Annotated in this window: 22 protein-coding genes; 15 read left to right on the plus strand and 7 right to left on the minus strand. The window is 66.1% G+C overall.

Features of this window, described 5'->3' with window-relative positions; genetic code table 11:
• The first annotated feature begins 18 nt into the window (after positions 1-18).
• Together AC1Q5W_RS16050 and AC1Q5W_RS16055 are read left to right on the plus strand one after the other, a co-directional pair.
• Positions 19-2,724: a cation-translocating P-type ATPase gene (locus tag AC1Q5W_RS16050; protein WP_492644702.1), complete on the plus strand. Its 2,706-nt coding sequence runs from the start codon at positions 19-21 to the stop codon at positions 2,722-2,724.
• Complete coding sequence (locus AC1Q5W_RS16055) at positions 2,721-3,269, plus strand: hypothetical protein (RefSeq protein WP_492644703.1); 549 nt, start codon at positions 2,721-2,723, stop codon at positions 3,267-3,269. Before AC1Q5W_RS16050 ends, AC1Q5W_RS16055 begins: the two co-directional genes overlap by 4 nt.
• 8 nt (positions 3,270-3,277) lie before the next feature.
• On the opposite strand, the gene AC1Q5W_RS16060 is transcribed toward AC1Q5W_RS16055, so the two are convergent.
• Entirely contained in the window at positions 3,278-4,072 is a 795-nt protein-coding gene (locus AC1Q5W_RS16060) for an enoyl-CoA hydratase/isomerase family protein (protein WP_492644704.1), read from the minus strand.
• A gap of 74 nt (positions 4,073-4,146) precedes the next feature.
• Between AC1Q5W_RS16060 and AC1Q5W_RS16065 the strand changes: the two genes are divergently transcribed.
• The 4 genes from AC1Q5W_RS16065 to AC1Q5W_RS16080 all read left to right on the plus strand — a co-directional run bounded on the left by AC1Q5W_RS16065 (position 4,147) and on the right by AC1Q5W_RS16080 (position 7,768).
• Positions 4,147-5,310 (plus strand): MlaE family ABC transporter permease, encoded by a 1,164-nt coding sequence (locus tag AC1Q5W_RS16065; RefSeq protein WP_492644705.1) that lies wholly within the window; start codon positions 4,147-4,149, stop codon positions 5,308-5,310.
• On the plus strand, positions 5,307-6,119 hold the full coding sequence (locus AC1Q5W_RS16070) for an ABC transporter ATP-binding protein (protein ID WP_492644706.1): 813 nt from the start codon (positions 5,307-5,309) through the stop codon (positions 6,117-6,119). The genes AC1Q5W_RS16065 and AC1Q5W_RS16070 overlap by 4 nt, the downstream gene beginning before the upstream one ends.
• Positions 6,120-6,131: 12 nt before the next feature.
• Positions 6,132-7,052: an MlaD family protein gene (locus tag AC1Q5W_RS16075; protein ID WP_492644707.1), complete on the plus strand. Its 921-nt coding sequence runs from the start codon at positions 6,132-6,134 to the stop codon at positions 7,050-7,052.
• Positions 7,053-7,138: 86 nt separating this feature from the next.
• Positions 7,139-7,768: an ABC-type transport auxiliary lipoprotein family protein gene (locus AC1Q5W_RS16080; protein WP_492704258.1), complete on the plus strand. Its 630-nt coding sequence runs from the start codon at positions 7,139-7,141 to the stop codon at positions 7,766-7,768.
• A gap of 18 nt (positions 7,769-7,786) precedes the next feature.
• Here the strand turns inward: AC1Q5W_RS16080 and AC1Q5W_RS16085 are convergent, their stop codons facing one another.
• The 6 genes from AC1Q5W_RS16085 to hemB form a co-directional block, all read right to left on the minus strand.
• Positions 7,787-8,419, minus strand: a complete 633-nt coding sequence (locus AC1Q5W_RS16085) for a MarC family protein (RefSeq protein WP_492644709.1) — start codon at positions 8,417-8,419, stop codon at positions 7,787-7,789.
• A 13-nt stretch (positions 8,420-8,432) separates the two neighbouring features.
• On the minus strand, positions 8,433-9,179 hold the full coding sequence (locus AC1Q5W_RS16090) for an SDR family oxidoreductase (RefSeq protein ID WP_492644710.1): 747 nt from the start codon (positions 9,177-9,179) through the stop codon (positions 8,433-8,435).
• 43 nt (positions 9,180-9,222) lie between these two features.
• Positions 9,223-10,110: a pirin family protein gene (locus tag AC1Q5W_RS16095; protein WP_492644711.1), complete on the minus strand. Its 888-nt coding sequence runs from the start codon at positions 10,108-10,110 to the stop codon at positions 9,223-9,225.
• 40 nt (positions 10,111-10,150) lie between these two features.
• On the minus strand, positions 10,151-10,753 hold the full coding sequence (gene wrbA, locus AC1Q5W_RS16100; RefSeq protein WP_492644712.1) for an NAD(P)H:quinone oxidoreductase: 603 nt from the start codon (positions 10,751-10,753) through the stop codon (positions 10,151-10,153).
• 120 nt (positions 10,754-10,873) lie between these two features.
• Entirely contained in the window at positions 10,874-11,992 is a 1,119-nt protein-coding gene (locus AC1Q5W_RS16105; RefSeq protein WP_492646149.1) for a magnesium transporter CorA family protein, read from the minus strand.
• A 77-nt stretch (positions 11,993-12,069) separates the two neighbouring features.
• Complete coding sequence (gene hemB, locus AC1Q5W_RS16110; protein WP_492644713.1) at positions 12,070-13,086, minus strand: porphobilinogen synthase; 1,017 nt, start codon at positions 13,084-13,086, stop codon at positions 12,070-12,072.
• A 282-nt stretch (positions 13,087-13,368) separates the two neighbouring features.
• Between hemB and AC1Q5W_RS16115 the strand changes: the two genes are divergently transcribed.
• From AC1Q5W_RS16115 to AC1Q5W_RS16155, 9 genes are all read left to right on the plus strand, one after another.
• Complete coding sequence (locus AC1Q5W_RS16115; RefSeq protein ID WP_492644714.1) at positions 13,369-13,797, plus strand: CopD family protein; 429 nt, start codon at positions 13,369-13,371, stop codon at positions 13,795-13,797.
• A 12-nt stretch (positions 13,798-13,809) separates the two neighbouring features.
• Complete coding sequence (locus tag AC1Q5W_RS16120) at positions 13,810-14,904, plus strand: VanZ family protein (protein WP_492644715.1); 1,095 nt, start codon at positions 13,810-13,812, stop codon at positions 14,902-14,904.
• 1 nt (position 14,905) lies between these two features.
• A complete protein-coding gene (locus AC1Q5W_RS16125; RefSeq protein WP_492646150.1) occupies positions 14,906-15,256 on the plus strand; it encodes a (2Fe-2S) ferredoxin domain-containing protein in 351 nt (116 codons plus the stop codon).
• A gap of 76 nt (positions 15,257-15,332) precedes the next feature.
• On the plus strand, positions 15,333-16,007 hold the full coding sequence (locus AC1Q5W_RS16130) for an alpha/beta hydrolase (RefSeq protein WP_492644716.1): 675 nt from the start codon (positions 15,333-15,335) through the stop codon (positions 16,005-16,007).
• Between the two features lie 58 nt (positions 16,008-16,065).
• Entirely contained in the window at positions 16,066-17,229 is a 1,164-nt protein-coding gene (locus AC1Q5W_RS16135) for a D-alanyl-D-alanine carboxypeptidase family protein (protein ID WP_492644717.1), read from the plus strand.
• Between the two features lie 176 nt (positions 17,230-17,405).
• Complete coding sequence (gene rpsL, locus AC1Q5W_RS16140) at positions 17,406-17,783, plus strand: 30S ribosomal protein S12 (RefSeq protein WP_011466063.1); 378 nt, start codon at positions 17,406-17,408, stop codon at positions 17,781-17,783.
• A gap of 165 nt (positions 17,784-17,948) precedes the next feature.
• A complete protein-coding gene (rpsG, locus tag AC1Q5W_RS16145; protein ID WP_209393191.1) occupies positions 17,949-18,422 on the plus strand; it encodes a 30S ribosomal protein S7 in 474 nt (157 codons plus the stop codon).
• Positions 18,423-18,566: 144 nt separating this feature from the next.
• A complete protein-coding gene (gene fusA / locus AC1Q5W_RS16150; protein ID WP_492644718.1) occupies positions 18,567-20,669 on the plus strand; it encodes an elongation factor G in 2,103 nt (700 codons plus the stop codon).
• Between the two features lie 111 nt (positions 20,670-20,780).
• Positions 20,781-21,208, plus strand: a 428-nt coding sequence (locus AC1Q5W_RS16155; protein ID WP_492704260.1) for a GTP-binding protein, incomplete at its 3' end; no start/stop codon positions are given.

The following is a 21,208-nucleotide window of genomic DNA, read 5'->3' on the forward strand; positions in this document are numbered from 1 at the left end:
ACTGACCTGAACACCCGCATGGCGAGCAATCCCGTACCCTCACCGGCGCCGTCTTCTGCCGATTGGCATCTGCGGGAGGTGCATGAACTCGTCCATGCGCACGGCGTGGATCCGGCCAACGGCCTGCAGGAACACCAGGTTGCCCAGCGCACCCTGCAGTACGGCGCCAACGCCCTGCCCACCACGGCGAGTCGCAGCCTGTGGGCCCTGCTGGCGGACCAGTTCCGCGACGTCATGATCCTGGTGCTGGTGGCGGCGGCGCTCATCTCGGGGGTCATGGGCGAGCGGGTGGATACCCTGGTGATCCTGGTCATTGTGCTGCTCAATGCCACCGTGGGGTTGTTGCAGGCCTGGCGTGCCGACCAGGCGCTGGCGGCGCTGCAGCGCCTGGCCGCGGCGCAGGCCGCGGTACTGCGCGGTGGGCAGGTGCAGCAGGTGCCCGCGCAGGCGCTGGTGCCGGGGGACATCGTGCTGCTGGAGGCCGGCAACCAGGTGCCCGCCGATTTGCGGCTGATCGAGATTGCGCAGCTGCGGGTGGATGAATCGGCGCTCACGGGCGAGTCGGTCACGGTGGACAAGCATGCGGGCGTCCTGCGCGGCGCGGCACACGCGCTGGGCGACCGGCTCAACATGGCCTTCAAGGGCACCACCGCGACGCACGGCCGTGGTCGCGGGCTGGTGGTGGCCACCGGCGTGACGACCGAACTGGGTAAGGTGGCCGGCCTGCTGGAGCAGACGGTCGAGCGCAGCACGCCGCTGCAGCGGCGACTGGCCGCGTTCGGCAAGCGGGTGGCGCTGGCGGTGCTGGGCATCTGTGCCGTGATCTTTGCGGTGGGGGTGCTGCGTGGCGAGTCGCCCCTGCAGATGGTGCTGCTGGCTGTGAGCCTGGCGGTGGCGGCCATTCCCGAGGCGTTGCCCGCCGTGGTGACGGTGCTACTGGCGTTGGGGGCACGCAAGATGGTGGCCTTCCATGCGCTGATCCGCCGCCTGCCGTCTGTGGAGACCCTGGGCTCGGTGACAGTCATCTGCTCGGACAAGACCGGCACGCTGACGCAAAACCGCATGCAGGCCGAATGCCTGGCGGTGGGCGATCCCGCGGCAGGGTGTTCCACCTGGACCGCCGGCGCGGAACTGCCGGATGCGGCCCACGCCGAACTCCTGCGTGCGGGCGCCCTGTGCAACGACGCCCGCCGGGCGCCGGACGGCCGCTGGATGGGCGACCCCACCGAAACCGCGCTGACCGACGTGGCCGCCGCCGCGGGGTTCGACAAGGCGGCTCTGGATGCCCGGTGGCCGCGTGTGCTGGAGCAGCCGTTTGATGCGGTGCGCAAGCGCATGAGCACCTTCCACCGCACGTCGCAGGGCTACGTGGCCTACACCAAGGGTGCGCCCGAATCGGTCATTCCCCTGTGCACGTCGGTCTGGCGCGAAGCGGCGGCAGGGGGGCCTTCCGCCACGGACCACCAGGCCTGGCTGGCGCGCGCCGAAGACATGGCGGCGCAGGGCCTGCGGGTGCTGGCAGTGGCCCGGCGCAGCTACGAACACCTGCCCGAGGCCGGAGGCGAAATCGAGGCCGTGGAAAGCGGCCTGTGTCTGCTGGGGCTGGTGGGACTGATGGACCCGCCGCGGGCCGAGGCGGCGCAGGCGGTGCGTGAATGCCTGGCCGCGGGCATTGCGCCGGTGATGATCACCGGCGACCACCCGGCCACGGCGCAGGCCATTGCCTGTCGTCTGGGTATCGTGGGCGCGGCGCCGGCGCCGGTGCTGACGGGAGCGGATCTGGCGACGCTGGACGACGCGGCCTTGCGTGCCCAGGTGCGCAGTGTGCGCATCTACGCGCGGGTGGATCCGGCGCAGAAAATCCGCATCGTCGAAGCCCTGCAGTCGCTGGGCGAGTTCGTGGCCATGACGGGGGACGGCGTCAACGATGCGCCCGCCCTCAAACGCGCCGACATCGGCATTGCCATGGGCCGGGGCGGGACCGATGTGGCGCGCGAGGCCGCCAGCCTGGTGCTGCTGGACGACAACTTCGCCACCATTGTCGGCGCCGTGCGCGAGGGGCGGCGCATCTACGACAACATCCGCAAGTTCGTGCGCTACGCCATGACCGGCAACTCGGGCGAGATCTGGACCATTTTTCTGGCGCCCTTGCTGCTGCTGCCGATTCCGCTGCTGCCCATCCACATCCTGTGGGTCAATCTGGTCACCGATGGTCTGCCGGGGCTGGCGCTGGCGGCCGAGCCGGCCGAGCGTGGCGTCATGCAGCGCCCACCCCGGCCGCCCGGCGAGAGCCTGTTCGCCCATGGCCTGTGGCAGCACATCCTGGGCATCGGCCTGCTGCTGGCGGGCTTGTGCCTGGGGGTGCAGGCCTGGGCCATTTCCACCGGGCACACCCATTGGCAAACCATGGTCTTCACCGTGCTGACGCTGGGCCAGATGGCCCATGTGATGGGCATACGCTCCGAGCAGGACCCGCTGTGGCGCATCGGCATTGCCAGCAACCGGCCCCTGCTGGGCGCCGTGCTGCTGACCTTTGCGCTGCAGATGGCCACCATCTACGTGCCGGTGCTCAATCCCATCTTCAAGACCCAGCCGCTGAGCCTGGCGGAACTGGCCGTGTGCCTGGGTGCCGCCGCCGTGGTGTGGGGGGCGACCGAAGTGGAGAAAGCCTGGCGCCGCGCCCGTCGCCAGAACGACCACACCGTTGCCATGGATGCCGTATGAAGAAGACCCGCTCCACGCCCATTCACCACCTGGAATTGCGCGTGCGCGAACTGGGGCAAATGTTCAACTCGCTCGACCCCACGCCCTTTCTCAACAAGGATCTGGACCGCGAGGCCGAAGCCTTCATCGAGACCTGGGCCATGGGGTTTGCACCCGGCTGCCGGCTGCACATCACCGTCCACCTGGCGAGCCCGCCCGCCGAAGGCGACCCGGGCGCACTGGTGGCCGAGGCTATCCACAACTACTTTGACTACAAGGCTGGCCTGGTGCGCGCGGAGTTGCAAGAGCTGCTGCGGCAGGGCCGCGCCAGCCTGTTCATCGGCCTGGCCTTTGTGACGCTGTGCCTGCTGGCCGCCGACGCCATCGGGCGCCCGGGCTCCAGCACGGCGGCCACCATTGCGCGCGAAAGCCTGACCATCGTCGGCTGGGTGGCCATGTGGCGCCCCCTGCAAATCTTTCTGTACGACTGGTGGCCGCTGGCGCGGCGCATCCGTGTCTACAAGGCGCTGCAGCAGGCCCACGTGCGCGTGGTGCCCACCGTGTAGCGGAGCGCTTACTGCCCTTGCCAGACCGGCTTGCGTTTTTCCTGAAAGGCCTTCTGGCCTTCCTTGGCGTCCTCGGTCAGGGTGAACAGGGCGATCTGGCTTTCGGTGAAGGACATGCTCTCCTCGAACGACATGGCCTCGGCCTTTTTCATGGTGTACAGGCCGCGGCGGATGGCGGCGGGGGACTTGTCCAAGAGGCGCTCCAGCAGCCACTGCAGTTTGGCGTCCACGTCGTCGTCCACATAGTTCACCAGGTTGTATTCCAGCGCCTGGGCGGATGTGATGGGCTCGCCGGTCAGGCACATCTCGGCCAGCTTGCGCCGGGGAATCAGGTGCTGCAGCACGCTCAGCACCTGCGCCGGGAACACGCCTACCTTCACTTCGGGCAGGCCGAACACGGCATGGCTGGCCGCCACGGCCATGTCGCACATGCTCATCAGGCCCATGCCGCCGGCCATGCAGGCACCGTTGACGCGGGCGATCAACGGCACGGTGCTGGCCTTGGCCACGCGCAGCACCTGGGCCAGGTGGCCGTGGGGTTCGGAGTAGTCGGTGGTGAAGGCCTTGGCCGACTGCAGATCGGCGCCGGCGCAAAACGCCTTGCTGCCAGCGCCGGTGATGACGATGGCGCGGATGGTGCGCTGCCCCTGCGCGGCCTGGATCGCCTGGACCATGCCGGCCAGCACCGTGTGGCTCATGGCGTTGCGCCGCTCTTCCCGGGTGATGGTGAGCCACAACACGGGGCCGCGTTGCTCGACGGACAATTCAGCCGATGAAGTGAAGGGGGATGCGGGGGTCTGCATGGGGGCTCCTGATACGTAGTGTGCTTGCAATGTTTGCGCCAAGACGGTGCGCGGCCCCCGCTACAGCGGGTACCATGCGCTCCATACCTATTTTGAGAAGACAGGCTTCCGTGGAGGATATCCAACCCCGCATTGTGTCCGAACACACGTCCGCCGGACCGTGTGTGCTGCTGCATGGGCACTGGACGGCCGCGCAGCTGGCCGCCCCGGCCCACTGGACGGCTGTGCAGGCCGCCTTGCGCGAAGCGCAGAAGGCGGGGCCCTTCTGTGTCTGGGATCTGCGTCCGCTGCAGCGCTTGGACCACAGCGGCGCGCAGCTCCTGTGGAACACCTGGGGCCGCCAGTGGCCCGGTGCCTTGCACGCGCTGGCGGGACAACGGGCCATGCTGGAGCGCGTGGCCCGCTTTTCGGTCACGCCGCCGGCGCCCCGGCGCCTGACGCTGGGGGAGGCGTTCCTGCGCCTGGGGGCCTGGGTGCACCATGTGGGGGGGCATGTGGCCGCCGCGGTGCGGCTGGTGGGGCAGCTGCTGCTGGATCTGCTGCGCCTGGCGCGCGCACCCCGTTTGGGGCCGTGGCGCGACATTTCAGGGCACCTGTACCGCATTGGTGCCACGGCCCTGCCCATCACGGCCCTGGTGGGGTTCCTGATTGGTGTGGTGCTGGCCTACCTCATGTCGCGGCAGCTGCGCCAGTTCGGCGCCGACACCTTCATTGTCAACATCCTGGGCATTTCGCTGATCCGCGAGCTGGGGCCCGTGCTGGCGGCCATCCTGATTGCGGGGCGCTCGGGCTCGGCCATCACGGCGCAGATCGGCGTGATGCGGGTGACCGAGGAACTCGATGCCATGCGGGTCATGGGCATTCCCAAGGGCTACCGTCTGGTCATGCCCCGTGCGGTGGCCATGGCCCTGGCGATGCCCTTGCTGGCGGTGTGGACCACCCTGGCGGCCTTGCTGGGGGGCATGGTGGCGTCGGACCTGACCATGGGTCTGACCCCGGCGTATTTCGTCAGCGCGCTGCCCAAGGCCGTGCAGGTGGCCAACCTGTGGCTGGCCATGGGCAAGTCGGCCGTGTTCGGGCTGCTGATTGCCCTGATCGGTTGCCATTACGGGCTGCGCGTGAAACCCAACACCCAAAGCCTGGGCGAGGGCACCACGGCATCGGTGGTCACCTCCATCACCATGGTCATCCTGGTGGACGCGCTGTTTGCCATTGTGTGCAAGGACGTGGGCATATGAGCAACACACCCAAGTCCGCCCATGCGCCGGCCGTGGTCGAGGTCCGCAACCTGTGGACGGTGTTCCGCACCGAGGGCACGGACGCCGTGGTCCACCAGGACCTGGATCTCACCATCGCCCGGGGCGAGCTGCTGTCCCTTGTGGGCGGATCGGGCGGTGGCAAGACCGTCCTGCTGCGCCAGATACTGGGGCTGGAGACCCCCACACGTGGCAGCGTCACGGTGCTGGGTCATCCGGCGGCCGAGCTGGGGCGCACGGGGGCGGCCAGCCGGGTGGGCATGCTGTTCCAGCACGGGGCCCTGTTTTCGGCGTTCACGGTGCTGGAGAACATTGCCTTCCCGCTGCGGGAGCTGCGCAATCTGCCGGAAGACCTGGTGCGCGACGCCGTCCTGGTCAAGATGCAGATGGTGGGGCTGGACCCGGAGCATGCCCACAAGATGCCGGCCGACCTGTCGGGTGGCATGGTCAAACGCGTGGCACTGGCGCGCGCACTGATCATGGACCCGCCGCTGCTGTTGCTGGACGAACCCACGGCCGGGCTGGATCCGGACCGGGCCGACGCGTTCTGCACCCTGCTGCGTTCGCTGCACCGGGAGCTTGGCCTGACGGTGGTCATGGTGACGCACGACCTGGACACCATCTACGAGCTCAGTACCCGTGTGGCCGTGGTGGCGGACAAGCAGATCATTGTGTCGGGATCACCGCGGGAGGTGATGGCGTTTGACCATCCCTTCGTGCGGCATTTTTTTCTGGGCCCGCGCGGGCGCCGCGCGATGGCGCTGTTGCACGCGGCCCCGGATGGCGTGTAGAAAGAGAACCTTATGGAAAACAAATCGCATGCTCTGGCCGCCGGAATCTTCCTGCTGCTCGTGAGTGCCCTGCTGGTGGCGCTGGCGGTCTGGCTGACGCGCGACAGCACCGAGTACCGCGTGTTTGAAATTTCCAGCCGCGAGGGCGTCACCGGCCTGCAGCCGCAGGCGGGGGTGCGTTACAAGGGCGTTCCGGTGGGGCGGGTGACGGCCATCGGTCTGGACCCGGAGGCGAGCGGCCACGTGCTGGTGCGCATCGCGGTCACGGACAATGCGCCCATTACCCCGTCCACCTTTGCCTCGCTGGGCTTTCAGGGCGTGACAGGGCTGGCGTTCATCCAGCTCAACGACACCGGGGAATCCCGGGAGGTGCTGGCCAGCGACGCCGCGCACCCGGCCCGCATCCCCATGCGCCCCGGCATGTTCTCCCGCCTGTCGGACCAGGGCGCCAACCTGCTGACCCAGATGGACGAAGCCAGTCAGCGGGTGAACCTGCTGCTGGCGGAGCAAAACCGCAAGGCGCTGATGGACGCCGTGGCCAACATGGGTCAGGCCGCTGCCAGCATCAACCAGCTCACCCAGCGGGCGGACCGGGTGCTGGTGGAGGATGCCAGTGAAACACTGAAGAGCATGAAGACAACGTCCGAGCGGTTGAGCCAGAGCGCCGATGCCGTGCGCACCTCGGCCGATGCGTTCAAGGGCATGTCGGCCCGCATGAACGCGCCCGGCGGCACCCTGGACAAGATTTCCCAGAGCACGGACACCCTGGTGCCGCGCCTGAACCGCGCCGCCGAGGAGACGGTGCGCACGGTGCGCCAGGTGGGCCGTGTGGCCGACACGGTCAGCGAGAACCCGCAGTCGCTGATACTGGGCCGGGGTGCCGCGGCGCCCGGCCCGGGCGAAGCCGGTTTCGTGGCGCCGGGCAGCCGGTGAGCGACGGTGGCGGGTCGGGTGGTGGCAGCGGGCCGTTTTTTGTCTTGAAGGGTGCTATGAAAATAATAGCTGTTTACGCGCATATCTTGAAGGTTTCAATCCTGTTGGGTGCGCTAACGTGGGGTCTGGTTGCCTGTTCGTCGCTGCAGCCTCCGGCGCGTGCGGTGGTGTACGACTTTGGTCCAGGTGCACTGGCGCCGGTGGTGGCCAGCCGGCAGGCCAGCCCGCCGGCACTGGTGCTGGCCGATGTGGAGGCGCCCGGTGCCCTGGACGGAACGGCCGTGCTGTACCGCCTGGCCTACAGCGATACGCAGCAGCTGCGCCCCTATGCCCTGGCCCGCTGGAGCATGCCGCCGGCCCAGTTGCTGCGCCAGCGCATGCGCGAGCAGCTGGGGCAGCGCCGCATAGTGCTCAACCCGGTGCAGGGGGTTTCGGCGCCGGGCAACGTGATGACGCTGCACGTGGAGCTCGAAGAGTTCAGCCAGCTGTTTGAAGCGGCCGACCGCAGCAGCGGCCTGGTGCGCCTGCGTGCCACGCTGGGCGAGGACAGCGCCGGCGGCGAACAGCTGGTGGCCCAGCGCAGTTTCGTGGTGCAGCGGCCCTCTGCCAGCGCCGATGCGGCGGGTGGGGTGCGGGCCCTGACCGTGGCCACCGATGCCGTCCTGCAGGAACTGGAGCAGTGGGTGCAGCAGGTAGAAGCCGCGCCCAAAAAATAAGCGCTCCGGCGGACGGCTTCAGTGCCCCAATCCGGGGAACAGCTTGACCAGCCCGTCCGACATCACCTCCACCGCCAGCGCCGCCAGGATCAGGCCCATCAGTCGGGTCATCACGTTGATGCCGGTCTTGCCCAGCACCCGGGCAATGGGGGCCGCCAGCGCAAAGCACAGGGCCGTGGCCAGCGCCACCACCACGCCGTAGCCCACCAGCGAGGTCATCTGCCAGAAGGTCTTGGCCTTCTCGGCGTAAATCACCACGGTGGACATGGTGGCCGGGCCGGTGAGCAGGGGTATGGTCAGCGGCACCACGGCAATGCTGGCGCCGCGGGCGGCTTTCTCGGCACCGTCTTCCAGCTCGTGGGAGGTGGTCTTGGCCTCGGCCGGCTGGGCGTTGAGCATGTTGAGGGAGGAGGTCAGCAGCAGCATGCCACCGCCGACCTGGAAACTCGCCAGCGAGATGCCAAAGAAATCGAGGATGTGCAGACCGGCCAGGGCGCTGATGGCAATCACCACGAAGCAGCTGAAGGCCGAAATCAGGATGGTGCGCCGGCGTTGCTCGCGCGAGAACCCCTCGGTGTAGTGAATGAAGAAGGGCACGATGGCCATCGGGTTCACGATGGCCAGCAGGGTGACGAGGGGTTTGAATTCCATGGGGTGATCCTGTTCAGCGCCCGCCGGTGACGTCCAGCACGGCGCCGGTGGTGTAGCTGGCGGCATCGGACATCAGCCACAGGATGGCCTGCGCCACCTCCTGCGCGGTGCCGGCGCGCTGCAGGGGAATCTGGGGCGCCATCTGGCGGGCGCGGTCGGGCTGGCCGCCGCTGGCGTGGATGTCGGTTTCGATGATGCCGGGACGCACCGCGTTCACGCGGATGCCTTCGGCGGCCACTTCGCGGGCCAGGCCCGCGGTGAAGGTGTCGATGGCGCCCTTGGACGCGGCGTAGTCCACATACTGGCCGGCGCCGCCGGTGCGCGCCGCCGCACTGGAGAGGTTGATGATGTTGCCGCCGGCGCCGCCGTGGCGGGTGCTCATGCGCCGGACCGCTTCGCGCGCACAGACCAGCGACCCCAGCACGTTGGTGGCGAACATGCGCTGCAGCCGCGCCCCATCCATGGCGTCCAGCCGCGCCGACTGGTCCACCACGCCGGCGTTGTTGACCAGGCAGGACAGGGTGCCCAGTTTGGCATCCACCTTGTCGAACATGGCCATGACCTGGGCTTCGACGGCCACATCGGCCTGCACGGTGATGGCGGTGCCGCCCGCGGCGCGGATCTGGCGCACCACCTCGTCGGCGGCGAGCGAGTGGTGGGCGTAGTTCACGGCCACGGCATAGCCGTGCTGCGCGGCCAGCAGCGCGGTGGCCGCGCCAATGCCGCGTGAGCCGCCGGTAATCAGGACGATGGGGTTCATGCAGCAACGATACACCAAGGGTGCCCGGTGCTGCGCCGCGGGTTCATGCCGGCGGCGGCGGCCGCTCCGGGGGCAGCGGCACGAAATCGGTCTCGCCCGCAACGGAGGCGAAGGTCTGTGCTGCCCAGCGCGCCTTGGCGTCGGCGATGCGCTCGCGCTGGCTGGAGACGAAGTTCCACCACAGGAAGCGGGGGGCATCCAGGGCACTGCCGCCGAACAGCACGCAGCGTGCGCCCGCGTCGCCGGCTTCCAGCAGCACGGGGGCGCCCGGGTCGAACACCAGCAGGTGCCCGGCCGTGCAGGTCTGCCCGCCGTCTTCGGTGCGCACGGTGCCTTCCACCACGTAGGCGGCGCGTTCGGCATGGCGGTCTTCCAGCTCCAGGTGGGCGCCGGGTGCCAGGTGCACGTCCAGCAGGAACAGCGGCGAGGGGGCTCGCACCGGCGAGCGTAGGCCGTAGGCGCTGCCGGCCACCAGGCGCAGGCGGGCGCCGCCGAGCCGGGTTTGCGGCAATGCGCTGGCGTCGTGGTGGGAAAAGGACGGGTCGCAGGCCTCCTGTTCGACGGGCAGCGCCACCCAGAACTGAAGGCCCCACAGGCGCGAGCCGGTGGCCCGCAACTCCGGGGGGGTGCGCTCGGAGTGCACGATGCCGCGCCCGGCCGTCATCCAGTTGACGTCGCCCGGGCGGATGGGGACGACGGTTCCCAGGCTGTCGCGGTGCAGGATCTCGCCCTCGAAGAGGTAGGTGACGGTGGCCAGGCCGATGTGCGGGTGGGGCCGCACATCCAGCCCGTGACCCGGCTCGAACTGGGCCGGCCCCATCTCGTCGAGAAACACAAAAGGGCCGACCGCGCGCTGCATCGCCGCCGGCAGGGCCCGGCGCACCATGAAGCCGTCGCCAAGGTCCGACGGTCTGGGAATGATGGTGTGCATGGAAACCTCCTGGAAAGCGCCACCGCCGGTGGCCGATGCCTCAGTTGCCGAACAGCTTGTTGGCCGTGGCGCCTATGAGCTGGCCCTGGTGGCGCGCACCGTCGAGGTCGATGGTACTGGGCTGGCGCTGGCCCTGTCCGCCGGCAATGGTGGTGGCGCCGTAGGGGCTGCCGCCCACGATTTCGTCCAGTGACATCTGGCCGGCGTGGCTATAGGGCAGGCCGACGATGGTCATGCCGAAGTGCAGCAGGTTGGCGATGATGGAAAACAGGGTGGCTTCCTGACCGCCGTGCTGGGTGGCGGTGGAGGTGAAGGCACCGCCCACCTTGCCATTGAGGGCGCCACGGGCCCACAGACCGCCGGCCTGGTCGAGAAAGGCAGCCATCTGCCCGGGCATGCGGCCGAAACGGGTGGGGCAGCCGACGATGATGGCGTCGTAGTGCTCCAGTTCGGCAACGGTGGCAACGGGGGCCGCCTGGTCGAGCTTGAAATGCGCGGTCTTGGCAATGTCCGCCGGGACGGTCTCGGGCACGCGCTTGACGGTCACGGTCGCGCCGGCGGCGCGTGCGCCTTCGGCGACGGCCTGGGCCATGGTTTCAATGTGGCCGTAGGTGGAATAGTAGAGCACGAGGACTTTGGACATGGCGTTCTCCAGACAGGGTTGAAGGAAATGTCAGCGGGTCACTGCGGCCTGGGGGCGCCCAGTCACCTGATCCGCATCGTATGCCTGTCGGGCCTGCGTGAACAGGGGGCATGGTCGGATTCAGCGGCCGCTGCGTGCCAGGTAGCGCTTGCGCCAGAACAGCACCACCAGGCCGATGGCGATGGCCACCATGAACCCGATCGCCAGCCACAGGCCGCTTTGCTGGTGGATTAGCGGCAGGGCATCGAAGTTCATGCCAAAGAAACCGGTGATCAGGTTGAGCGGCAGGAAGATGGCCGTCAGCACGGTGAGCGTGCGCATGATGTCGTTGGTGCGGCTGCCCTGCACGCTGAAGTGCATCTGTACCGCCGTCTCGGCGCTCTGTTCCAGGCGGCGCACATGGTGCACCACGCGTTCGATGTGCTCCAGTACGTCGCGCGAACGCACCTGCAGCAGGTCGCGCTCGCGCTGGCCGGCCGGGGTGGTGGCGTCCGGCCAGGTCTTGACGGCCTCAATCCAGTCCTGGATCGCCGCGCGCTGGTCTTCGCAGATTTCGTCCAGGTTGTGCAGCGAGAGCCGCGCATCCAGCAGGGCGGCCCAGTTGTTGAAACGGGTCTTGGGGTTGAGCAGCTCGGCCTGCCAGTGGTCCAGTTGGTGCGTCAGCTCGCGGCGCAGTTCGAGGAAACCATCGACCATCTGGTTGATCACGCGCAGCATCAGGTCGGCCGGGCTCAGCGGCAGGCGCGCACCGGCCGCACGGGACTCGGCGCTGGCCGCCTGCAGCAGCTTGGCCGCGTAGGTGTCGCGCACGGCGCAGTCGCTGGGGTGGACGGTGAGCAGCACGCGGTCAAAGAGGGCAAAGCCGACCGGGCTGGTGTCGATGCGGCGCAGGATGGGCGGGCCGCCGCGCGGCGGCACGCGCAGCGGTGGGTGCGGGGGCCGGGCTTCGGTGGGGCTGTGGCCGGCCGCCAGCCGCCGGAATACCAGCAGGTCGTACTGCGAGGTGTAGTCGTAGTGCGAGGGCAGCTGGGCGTTGAGCAGGTCGGAGATGTGCAGGTCCACCAATTGCACGCCGCACAGCTTCTGCAGCATGGCCTGGATCGGGGCCACCCCGCGTTCAAACGCCTGGCGGGAACAGGACAGCCATATGTAGCCCTGGGTCGGGAGCGCGAGCTGGGCCAGATCCTCCAGCGCCGGGCTTTCGGTCACGCTGCTGTGCTGGATGTGGAAGATGCGCATGGCGGCCTGGGTGGGATGGGGTGGGTCTGTTTTGACAGCAAATACGGTCATGGAGGCCGTGTTTGCTGCGTACATTGCTATTCTTTTTGCAGCAATCTGGCGGCGTCGCGGGCAAAATAGGTCAGCACGCCGTCGGCGCCGGCGCGCTTGAAGGCCAGCAGGCTCTCCAGCATCACGGCGTCGTGGTCGAGCCAGCCGTTCTGGGCGGCCGCCTTCAGCATGGCGTATTCGCCGCTGACTTGGTAGGCGAAGGTCGGGACCTTGAATTCGTCCTTCACGCGGCGCACCACGTCCAGGTAGGGCATGCCGGGCTTGACCATGACCATGTCGGCGCCCTCGGCAATGTCCATGGCGACTTCGCGCAGGGCTTCGTCGGTGTTGGCCGGGTCCATCTGGTAGGTTTTCTTGTTGCCCTTGCCCAGGTTGCTGGCCGAGCCCACGGCGTCGCGGAACGGGCCGTAGAAGGCGCTGGCGTACTTGGCGCTGTAGGCCATGATGCGGGTGTGGATGTGGCCCTTGGCCTCCAGCGCGGTGCGGATGGCGGCAATGCGCCCGTCCATCATGTCGCTGGGGGCGACGATGTCGACGCCGGCATCGGCCTGGGTCATGGCCTGTTTCACCAGCATGGCCACAGTCGCTTCATTCACGATGTAGCCGTTTTCCTCGGGGCGCTTGTCGGGCAGGCCGTCCTGGCCGTGGCTGGTGAAGGGGTCCAGCGCCACGTCGGTCATTACGCCCAGGTCGGGAAATTCCTTCTTCAGCGCGCGCACCACCCGGGGCACCAGGCCGTCGGGGTTCAGTGCTTCGGAGCCGTCGTAGTCCTTGAGCGACTGGTCGATGACGGGAAACAGCGCCATCACCGGAATCTCCAGCTTCACGCACTCCTCGGCCACCGGCAGCAGCAAGTCCAGGCTCAGGCGCTCCACGCCGGGCATGGAGGCAATGGGCACGCGCTGATTCTTGCCGTCCACGACAAAGACCGGGTAGATCAGGTCGTGGGCGGTGAGGGTGTTCTCGCGCACCAGGTTGCGGGTGAAACTGTCGCGGCGCAGGCGCCGGGGGCGGCCAAGGGGGTAGGGGGCGTATGGGGTCATGGGGAAAATTGTGCCTGATTCCGCCAGACCACTGTCGGGTTGCTGCCGCAAGCCGTGGCAAATACCATTCGTTTGCAAGGGGGTATTCGAAATATGCGCTTGTCACTGAACGGTAACCTTGTTAAATTCGGCCCCGGGTAGCTTGCTACCTCCCGCTTTTCCTCCCTGAGCGGGGCCTTGATGTGTGACAGCAAATAGGCTTACCACCCCAGCCCTGTGCTGGGGTTTTTTTTGCCCCGGGCAAACCGGTGGGGTCGCGTGGGTCCGACTACACTCACAGCCATGCTCTGGGTCAAATCCTTCCATATCGTTTTCGTTGCCAGCTGGTTCGCGGGCCTGTTCTACCTGCCCCGCATCTTTGTGAACCTGGCCATGGTGCCGGCCGACTCCGACGCCGAGCGCGCGCGCCTGCTGCTGATGGCGCGCAAGCTCATGCGCTTTACCACGATGCTGGCCGTGCCCGCCGTGGGTCTGGGCCTGTGGTTGTGGCTGGGGTACGGCATCGGGCGCGGTGCGGGTAACGGCTGGCTGCACGCCAAACTGGGCGTGGTGCTGCTGGTGCTGGGCTACCACCATGCCTGCGGCGTGATGCTCAAGCGGTTCGAGGCCCAGGCTGTGGCGCGCAGCCATGTGTGGTTCCGCTGGTTCAATGAAATTCCGGTGATCTTGCTGGCGGTGGCCGTCGTTCTGGTGGTGGTCAAACCCTTTTAAGGGAGGTCTGGCATGCACAAGACGGCAGCCTGGCCCCTCACGCTGTTGTATGTCGGCCTGATCCTGTACGCCAGCCTGTATCCGTTTGCCGATTGGCGCGACCAGGGCATAGCCCCCTGGACGTTCCTGAGCGCGCCACTGCCGCGTTACTGGACCGGGTTTGATGTCACCATCAACGTGCTGGGCTACATTCCGCTGGGCGGGCTGTTGACCTTGAGCGCCCTGCGCACCGGGCGGATGCGGCATGCGGTGCTGGGGGCCGTCCTGCTGAGCGGTCTGCTAGCGTTTTCCATGGAGACGCTGCAAAGCTACCTGCCGGCGCGTGTCCCGTCCAAGGAAGACCTGGCCCTGGACACGCTGGGGGCCTGCGTGGGCGCCATCACGGTTCACATACTGGAAAAATGGGGTGCGATCGACCGCTGGAGCCGGATTCGCGCCCGCTGGTTCGTCCCCCATTCGCGCGGCGGCATCGTGTTGCTGGGCACCTGGCCGCTGGCCTTGCTGTTTCCGGCGGCGGTGCCCTTCGGGCTGGGACAGGTGCTGGAGCGGCTGGAGGAGCTGGTTGCCACCGAACTGGTGGACACTCCGTTTCTGGGCTGGATTCCTGTGCGGGACGGGCCGCTGGAGCCGCTGGTCCCCGGTGCCGAGATGGTGTGCGTCATGCTGGGGCTGCTGATTCCCTGCCTGCTGGGTTTTTGTGTCGTCCGCGTGCGCCTGCGCCGTCTCTTGCTGGTGCCGATGGTGCTGGCCGTGGGGGTGGCGGTGTCTGCCCTGTCGGCGGCCCTGAGCTGGGGGCCCTCGCATGCGTGGGCCTGGCTGGGCTTGCCGGCCCAGCTGGGCATGGTGATGGCGGTGCTGGCGGCGCTGGCGCTGGCATTCGCGCCCTGGCGGGCCAGCGCGGCGGTGTTGCTGCTGGCGCTGGGCGTTTACCTGAGCATCCTGAACCAGGCGCCGGAGAGCCCATATTTCGCCCAGACCCTGCATGCCTGGGAGCAGGGCCGGTTCATCCGGTTCCATGGTCTGGCGCAGTGGCTGGGCTGGCTGTGGCCCTTCGCCGCGCTGGGGTACGTGCTGTCGCTGATCTGGCAGCGCGATGCCAGAACCTAAAATGCCCTCCATGACCGAGTCCGCTCCCCCCTATTTCCAGCGCCACATCTTTTTTTGCCTTAACGAGCGCAAGAACGGGGAGGCCTGCTGCGCCCAACACGGCGCGCAGGCGGCGTTCGACCGCTGCAAGCAACGGGTGCGCGAGGCCGGGCTGGCTGGCCCGGGCCAGGTGCGGGTCAACAAGGCCGGCTGTCTGGACCGCTGCGCGGCCGGGCCGGTGGCGGTGGTCTACCCGGAAGGGGTCTGGTACACCTACGTGGACGAGCAAGACATCGACGACATTGTCGAATCGCACCTGAAAAACGGCCAGGTGGTGGAGCGTTTGCGGGTTCCCGCCCACCTGGGGCGCTGAGCGGAAATTTGGTACAGAAAGTGGCTGTATCCGGCGTGCACTATGCGCAGGCAGCTATTAAAACGGTAGCAATCTTATGAATTCCCAGACCGTGCGCAGCGCTGTGCAGGGCCCGGCGGGCCGCATCGAGGTGCTGACGGATGCACCGTTGTTGCCCGACGGCGCCGTCGCGCGCGGGGTGGCGGTCATTGCCCACCCGCACCCCCTGTTTGGCGGCAGCATGGACAACAAGGTGGTGCAGACGCTGGCGCGTGCCTTTGTGCAGTGCGGCTGGCAGGCAGTGCGCTTCAACTTCCGCGGTGTGGGCGCCTCCGAGGGCACCTACGACGAGGGGCGCGGGGAGCTGCAGGACCTGCTGGCCGTGGTGGCGCACAGCCGGGCGCACGCGGCATCACCGGCGGGCGTGGCGCCGCTGGCGCTGGCCGGTTTCTCCTTTGGCGCTTTTGTGACCAGCCAGGCGGTGGCCGCGCTAGGCCCAGAGCAGGCGCCGCAGGCTGTGGTGCTGGTCGGCACGGCCGTCACCCGGTTTGCCGCGGCCCCGGTGCCCTCCGAATTGCACGCGCGCACGCTGGTGCTGCACGGCGAGCAGGACGACACCGTGCCGCTGGCCGATGTGCTGGCGTGGGCGCGGCCCCAGACGCTGCCGGTCACGGTGATTCCTGGCGTCGCCCACTTCTTTCATGGACAATTGCCCCTTTTGCGCAGTCTGGCGGTCCGCCACCTGACGGCCGTTGCTGCTTCCGATGTCTAACCGCCCTGTGTCTTTCTCCACCCGGTCCCGTTCGGGAGCCGGTGTTTCACACCATTCCATGAAATCATTTTTTGCCGCCCTTCTGGCCACCGTCTGCTTCTCGGTTGCCGCACAAACACCCCAGCCGCCGGAAATCGCCGCACGGGCCTACGTGTTGCTGGATGTGACGTCCAACCAGGTCCTGGCGTTCAAGGAGATGGACATGCCGGTGGAGCCGGCGTCGCTGACCAAGCTCATGACTGCCTACCTGGTGTATGACGCCCTGCGCAGCAAGAAGCTGGACCTGAAGCAGACCCTGCCGGTGAGCGAGCGGGCCTGGAAGATGCCCGGTTCGCGCATGTTCATCGACCCCAAGATGCAGGTGCCGGTGGAAGACCTGATCAAGGGCATGATCGTGCAGTCGGGCAACGACGCCACCATGGCCCTGGCCGAGGGCGTAGGCGGAACGGCCGAGCGTTTCGTGCAGATGATGAACGACCAGGCCAAGGTGCTGGGCATGAAAGCCACCAGCTACAAGAACCCCGAAGGCCTGACCGAGGCCGGGCACGTCACCACGGCGCGGGACCTGAGCATCCTGGCGTCGCGCCTGATGGCGGACTTCCCCGAATACGTCGGCGTGCATGCCATCAAGAAATACCGCTATCCCGGCACGCCGGCCGCCAATGACAGCAACCGCAACCTGCTGCTGTTCCGGGACCCCACTGTGGACGGCCTGAAAACCGGCCACACGGAGGCAGCGGGCTACTGCATGGTGGTAACCGCCAAGCGCGATTTCCCCAACCTGGGCGTTGCGGGTGCGCCGGGTGGCCGCCGCCTGCTGTCGGTTCTGCTGGGTGCTGACAGCGAAAACGCCCGGGCCAACGAGTCCCAGAAGCTGCTGAACTGGGGTTACACAGCGTTTGAGGCGGTCAAGCTGTTTGACGCCAACCAGGCGGTGGTGACGCCAGGCGTCTGGAAGGGAACGTCGTCCACGGTCAAGCTGGGGCGCCCCCAGGCGATCGTGGTGGCCGTACCCAATGGCAGCGCGGGCAAGCTCAAGACCCAGGTCTTGCGTTCCGAGCCGCTGGTGGCGCCCCTGGCCAAGGGGCAGCCGGTGGGAACGCTGCGGGTGCTGGCGGCGGACCAGCCGGTGGTGGATGTGCCCCTGCTGGCGCTGGAGGCCGTCGGCCAGGCGGGAATCCTGGGTCGGGCCTGGGACGCCGTGCGTCTGTGGATTCGCTGATCAGCGCCTGAACGGGGCGCCGGCGGGCCGGATTGCAGACTTTCTTGGGCCGAAACCGCCCTGGCACGCGAATGCTGTTGCGGGGAAACCCTTCCTCTGGTACATTAGAAGGCTTTTCGGAAATTCCGAAGGGATTCACGTTTTCGTACTAATTCAAACGTTTAGGGACGTTTTTCATGCCAACTATCAATCAACTCGTGCGTCAAGGCCGTGAGGTCGAGACCATCAAGTCGAAGAGTCCTGCGATGCAGAACTCTCCGCAGCGTCGCGGTGTGTGCACCCGTGTGTACACCACAACGCCTAAGAAGCCTAACTCCGCTCTGCGTAAGGTCGCCAAGGTGCGCCTGACCAACGGTTTTGAGGTGATCTCCTACATCGGCGGTGAAGGCCACAACCTGCAGGAACACAGCGTGGTGCTGGTTCGCGGCGGTCGTGTCAAGGACTTGCCCGGTGTGCGTTATCACATCGTCCGCGGTTCGCTGGACTTGCAAGGCGTGAAAGACCGCAAGCAGTCGCGTTCCAAGTACGGTGCGAAGAAGCCCAAGGCCAAATAAGCCCTGGTTTTTAGCAGTTAGTCGGTGCTGTTTCCCGCGTGGCGCGGTGATGCAGCGAAGTGACCCGAAGCGCCAAATCGTTGGTGTGGGTCGAGTAAGTGGAAGTTTTAGATAACTTTCGCGGTGTCTGAAAAGATGCCAACTGAAGCAATTAAGAGGTGAAATATGCCACGTCGTCGCGAAGTCCCTAAACGTGAAATCCTGCCGGATCCCAAGTTCGGCAATGTCGAGCTGTCCAAATTCATGAACGTGATCATGGAAGGCGGCAAAAAAGCAGTTGCAGAGCGCATCATTTATGGCGCCCTGGAACTGATCGAAAAGAAGCATCCGGACAAAGACCCGGTTGAAGCCTTTACCGTGGCTATCAATAACGTCAAGCCCATGGTGGAAGTGAAGTCCCGCCGCGTGGGTGGTGCCAACTACCAGGTGCCCGTTGAGGTGCGTCCCGTCCGTCGCCTGGCTTTGTCCATGCGCTGGATCAAGGAAGCGGCCCGCAAGCGCGGTGAGAAGTCCATGGCCCAGCGTCTGGCCAACGAGTTGCTGGAAGCAACCGAAGGCCGTGGCGGCGCCATGAAGAAGCGTGACGAAGTTCACCGCATGGCAGAAGCCAACAAGGCGTTCTCCCACTTCCGTTTCTAAAACGGAACTCGCGGCCTTCTGCTGTGTTGTGGCCGTGGCGGCGCGTGTGCGCTGCCACTGGTGCCGCTTCTGGCAGCAAGGCCGCTCGCCACGTCGCGTTGTGCGGGTGGCAGTTTAAAGATACAGACCACACAAGGATCCATCATGGCCCGCACTACCCCCATTGAGCGCTACCGCAACATCGGTATTTCTGCGCACATCGACGCCGGTAAAACCACCACTACCGAGCGTATTCTTTTCTACACCGGCGTGAACCACAAGATTGGTGAAGTGCACGACGGCGCGGCCACCATGGACTGGATGGAGCAGGAACAGGAACGTGGTATCACCATCACATCCGCTGCGACCACCTGTTTCTGGAAGGGTATGGACACCTCCTTCCCTGAGCACCGCATCAACATCATCGACACCCCCGGACACGTGGACTTCACGATTGAAGTGGAGCGTTCCATGCGCGTGCTGGACGGCGCCTGCATGGTGTACTGCGCCGTGGGTGGCGTGCAGCCCCAGTCGGAAACCGTGTGGCGTCAGGCCAACAAGTACAAGGTGCCCCGTCTGGCCTTTGTGAACAAGATGGACCGCACCGGCGCCAACTTCTTCAAGGTCGTGGACCAGATGAAGCTGCGCCTGAAGGCCAATCCCGTGCCGATCGTGGTGCCGATTGGTGCTGAAGAAAACTTCACTGGCGTGGTCGATCTGCGCAAGATGAAGGCCATCATTTGGGATGAAGCGTCCCAGGGCATGAAGTTCACTTTCGAAGAAATTCCGGCCGACCTCGTGGCAGTTGCCAAGGAATGGCGCGAGAAGATGGTCGAAGCGGCCGCTGAAGCCTCCGAAGAGCTGATGAACAAGTACCTGGAAGAGGGCGACCTGACCGAAGAGGAAATCACCGCCGGTCTGCGCGCCCGCACCATTGCTGGCGAAATCCAGCCCATGCTGTGCGGTACCGCCTTCAAGAACAAGGGCGTGCAGCGCATGCTCGACGCGGTCATTGAACTGATGCCTTCTCCCCTGGATGTGAAGGCCATCAAGGGCTTCGACGAAGACGAAAAGGAAGTCACCCGCAAGGCGGACGACGGCGAAAAGTTTGCTGCGTTGGCGTTCAAGCTGATGACCGATCCGTTCGTGGGTCAGCTGACCTTTGTGCGCGTGTACTCCGGCGTTCTGAAGAAGGGCGACACTGTCTACAACGCGGTGCGTGGCAAGAAAGAGCGTATCGGCCGTATCGTGCAGATGCACGCTAACAACCGTGAAGAAGTGGACGAAATCCGCGCCGGTGACATCGCTGCCTGCGTGGGCCTGAAGGATGTGACCACGGGTGAAACCCTGTGCGATCCCAACGCCGTGATCACGCTGGAGCGCATGGTGTTCCCGGACTCGGTGATCCGCCAGGCGGTGGAGCCCAAGACCAAGGCCGACCAGGAAAAAATGGGCATTGCTCTGTCCCGTCTGGCAGCGGAAGATCCTTCTTTCCGCGTGCAGACCGACGAAGAATCCGGCCAGACCATCATTGGTGGCCAGGGCGAATTGCACCTGGAAATCATTGTGGACCGCATGAAGCGCGAATTCGGCGTGGAAGCCAACGTGGGCAAGCCCCAGGTTGCCTACCGCGAAACCATCCGCAAGGGTGTGTCCGATGTGGAAGGCAAGTTCGTGCGCCAGTCCGGTGGTAAGGGCCAGTACGGCCACGTGGTGTTCCGTGTCGAACCCAACGAAGCCGGCAAGGGCTTTGAGTTCCTGGACGAAATCAAGGGCGGCGTGGTTCCTCGCGAATTCATTCCCGCGGTGGAAAAGGGTGTGGTTGAAGCCCTGAACCAGGGCGTGCTCGCCGGCTACCCGGTGGTGGACGTCAAGGTGGCCTTGACCTTCGGTTCCTACCACGACGTGGACTCGAACGAAAACGCGTTCAAGATGGCTGCCATCTTCGGTTTCAAGGAAGCGTGCCGCAAGGCCAACCCCGTGATCCTGGAGCCCATGATGGCCGTGGAAGTGGAAACGCCGGAAGACTACGCCGGTAACGTGATGGGCGATCTGTCCTCCCGCCGTGGCATGGTCCAGGGCATGGACGACATGGTGGGTGGCGGCAAGGCCATCAAGGCCGAAGTGCCTCTGTCCGAAATGTTCGGCTACTCCACGACCCTGCGTTCCATGTCGCAAGGCCGTGCCACCTACACGATGGAATTCAAGCACTACGCGGAAGCCCCGCGCAATGTGTCCGAAGCCATCATGGCTGCACGCGCCAAGTAATCTCAAGTTGTCTGCGACGGTGTGCCACCCTGTGTCCGTGCGGGGTGAATCCGCAACACCGTGCAGACGTTAAAGCAATACACGGAACATTGCTCTTTGGAGAATTGAAAAATGGGAAAAGAAAAATTCACGCGTACCAAGCCCCACGTCAACGTGGGCACCATTGGTCACGTTGACCACGGCAAGACCACGCTGACGGCAGCCATCACCACCGTGCTGGCAACCAAGTTCGGCGGCGAAGCCAAGGGCTACGACCAGATCGACGCGGCTCCTGAAGAAAAGGCCCGCGGTATCACCATCAACACCGCCCACGTGGAATACGAAACGGCCAACCGCCACTACGCCCACGTCGACTGCCCCGGACACGCCGACTATGTGAAGAACATGATCACCGGCGCTGCCCAGATGGACGGCGCTATCCTGGTCTGCTCCGCTGCTGACGGCCCCATGCCCCAGACCCGCGAGCACATCCTGCTGGCCCGCCAGGTGGGTGTTCCCTACATCATCGTGTTCCTGAACAAGTGCGACATGGTCGACGA

The organism is Rhodoferax sp. MLSD5-FHT05B10, assembly GCF_058793415.1.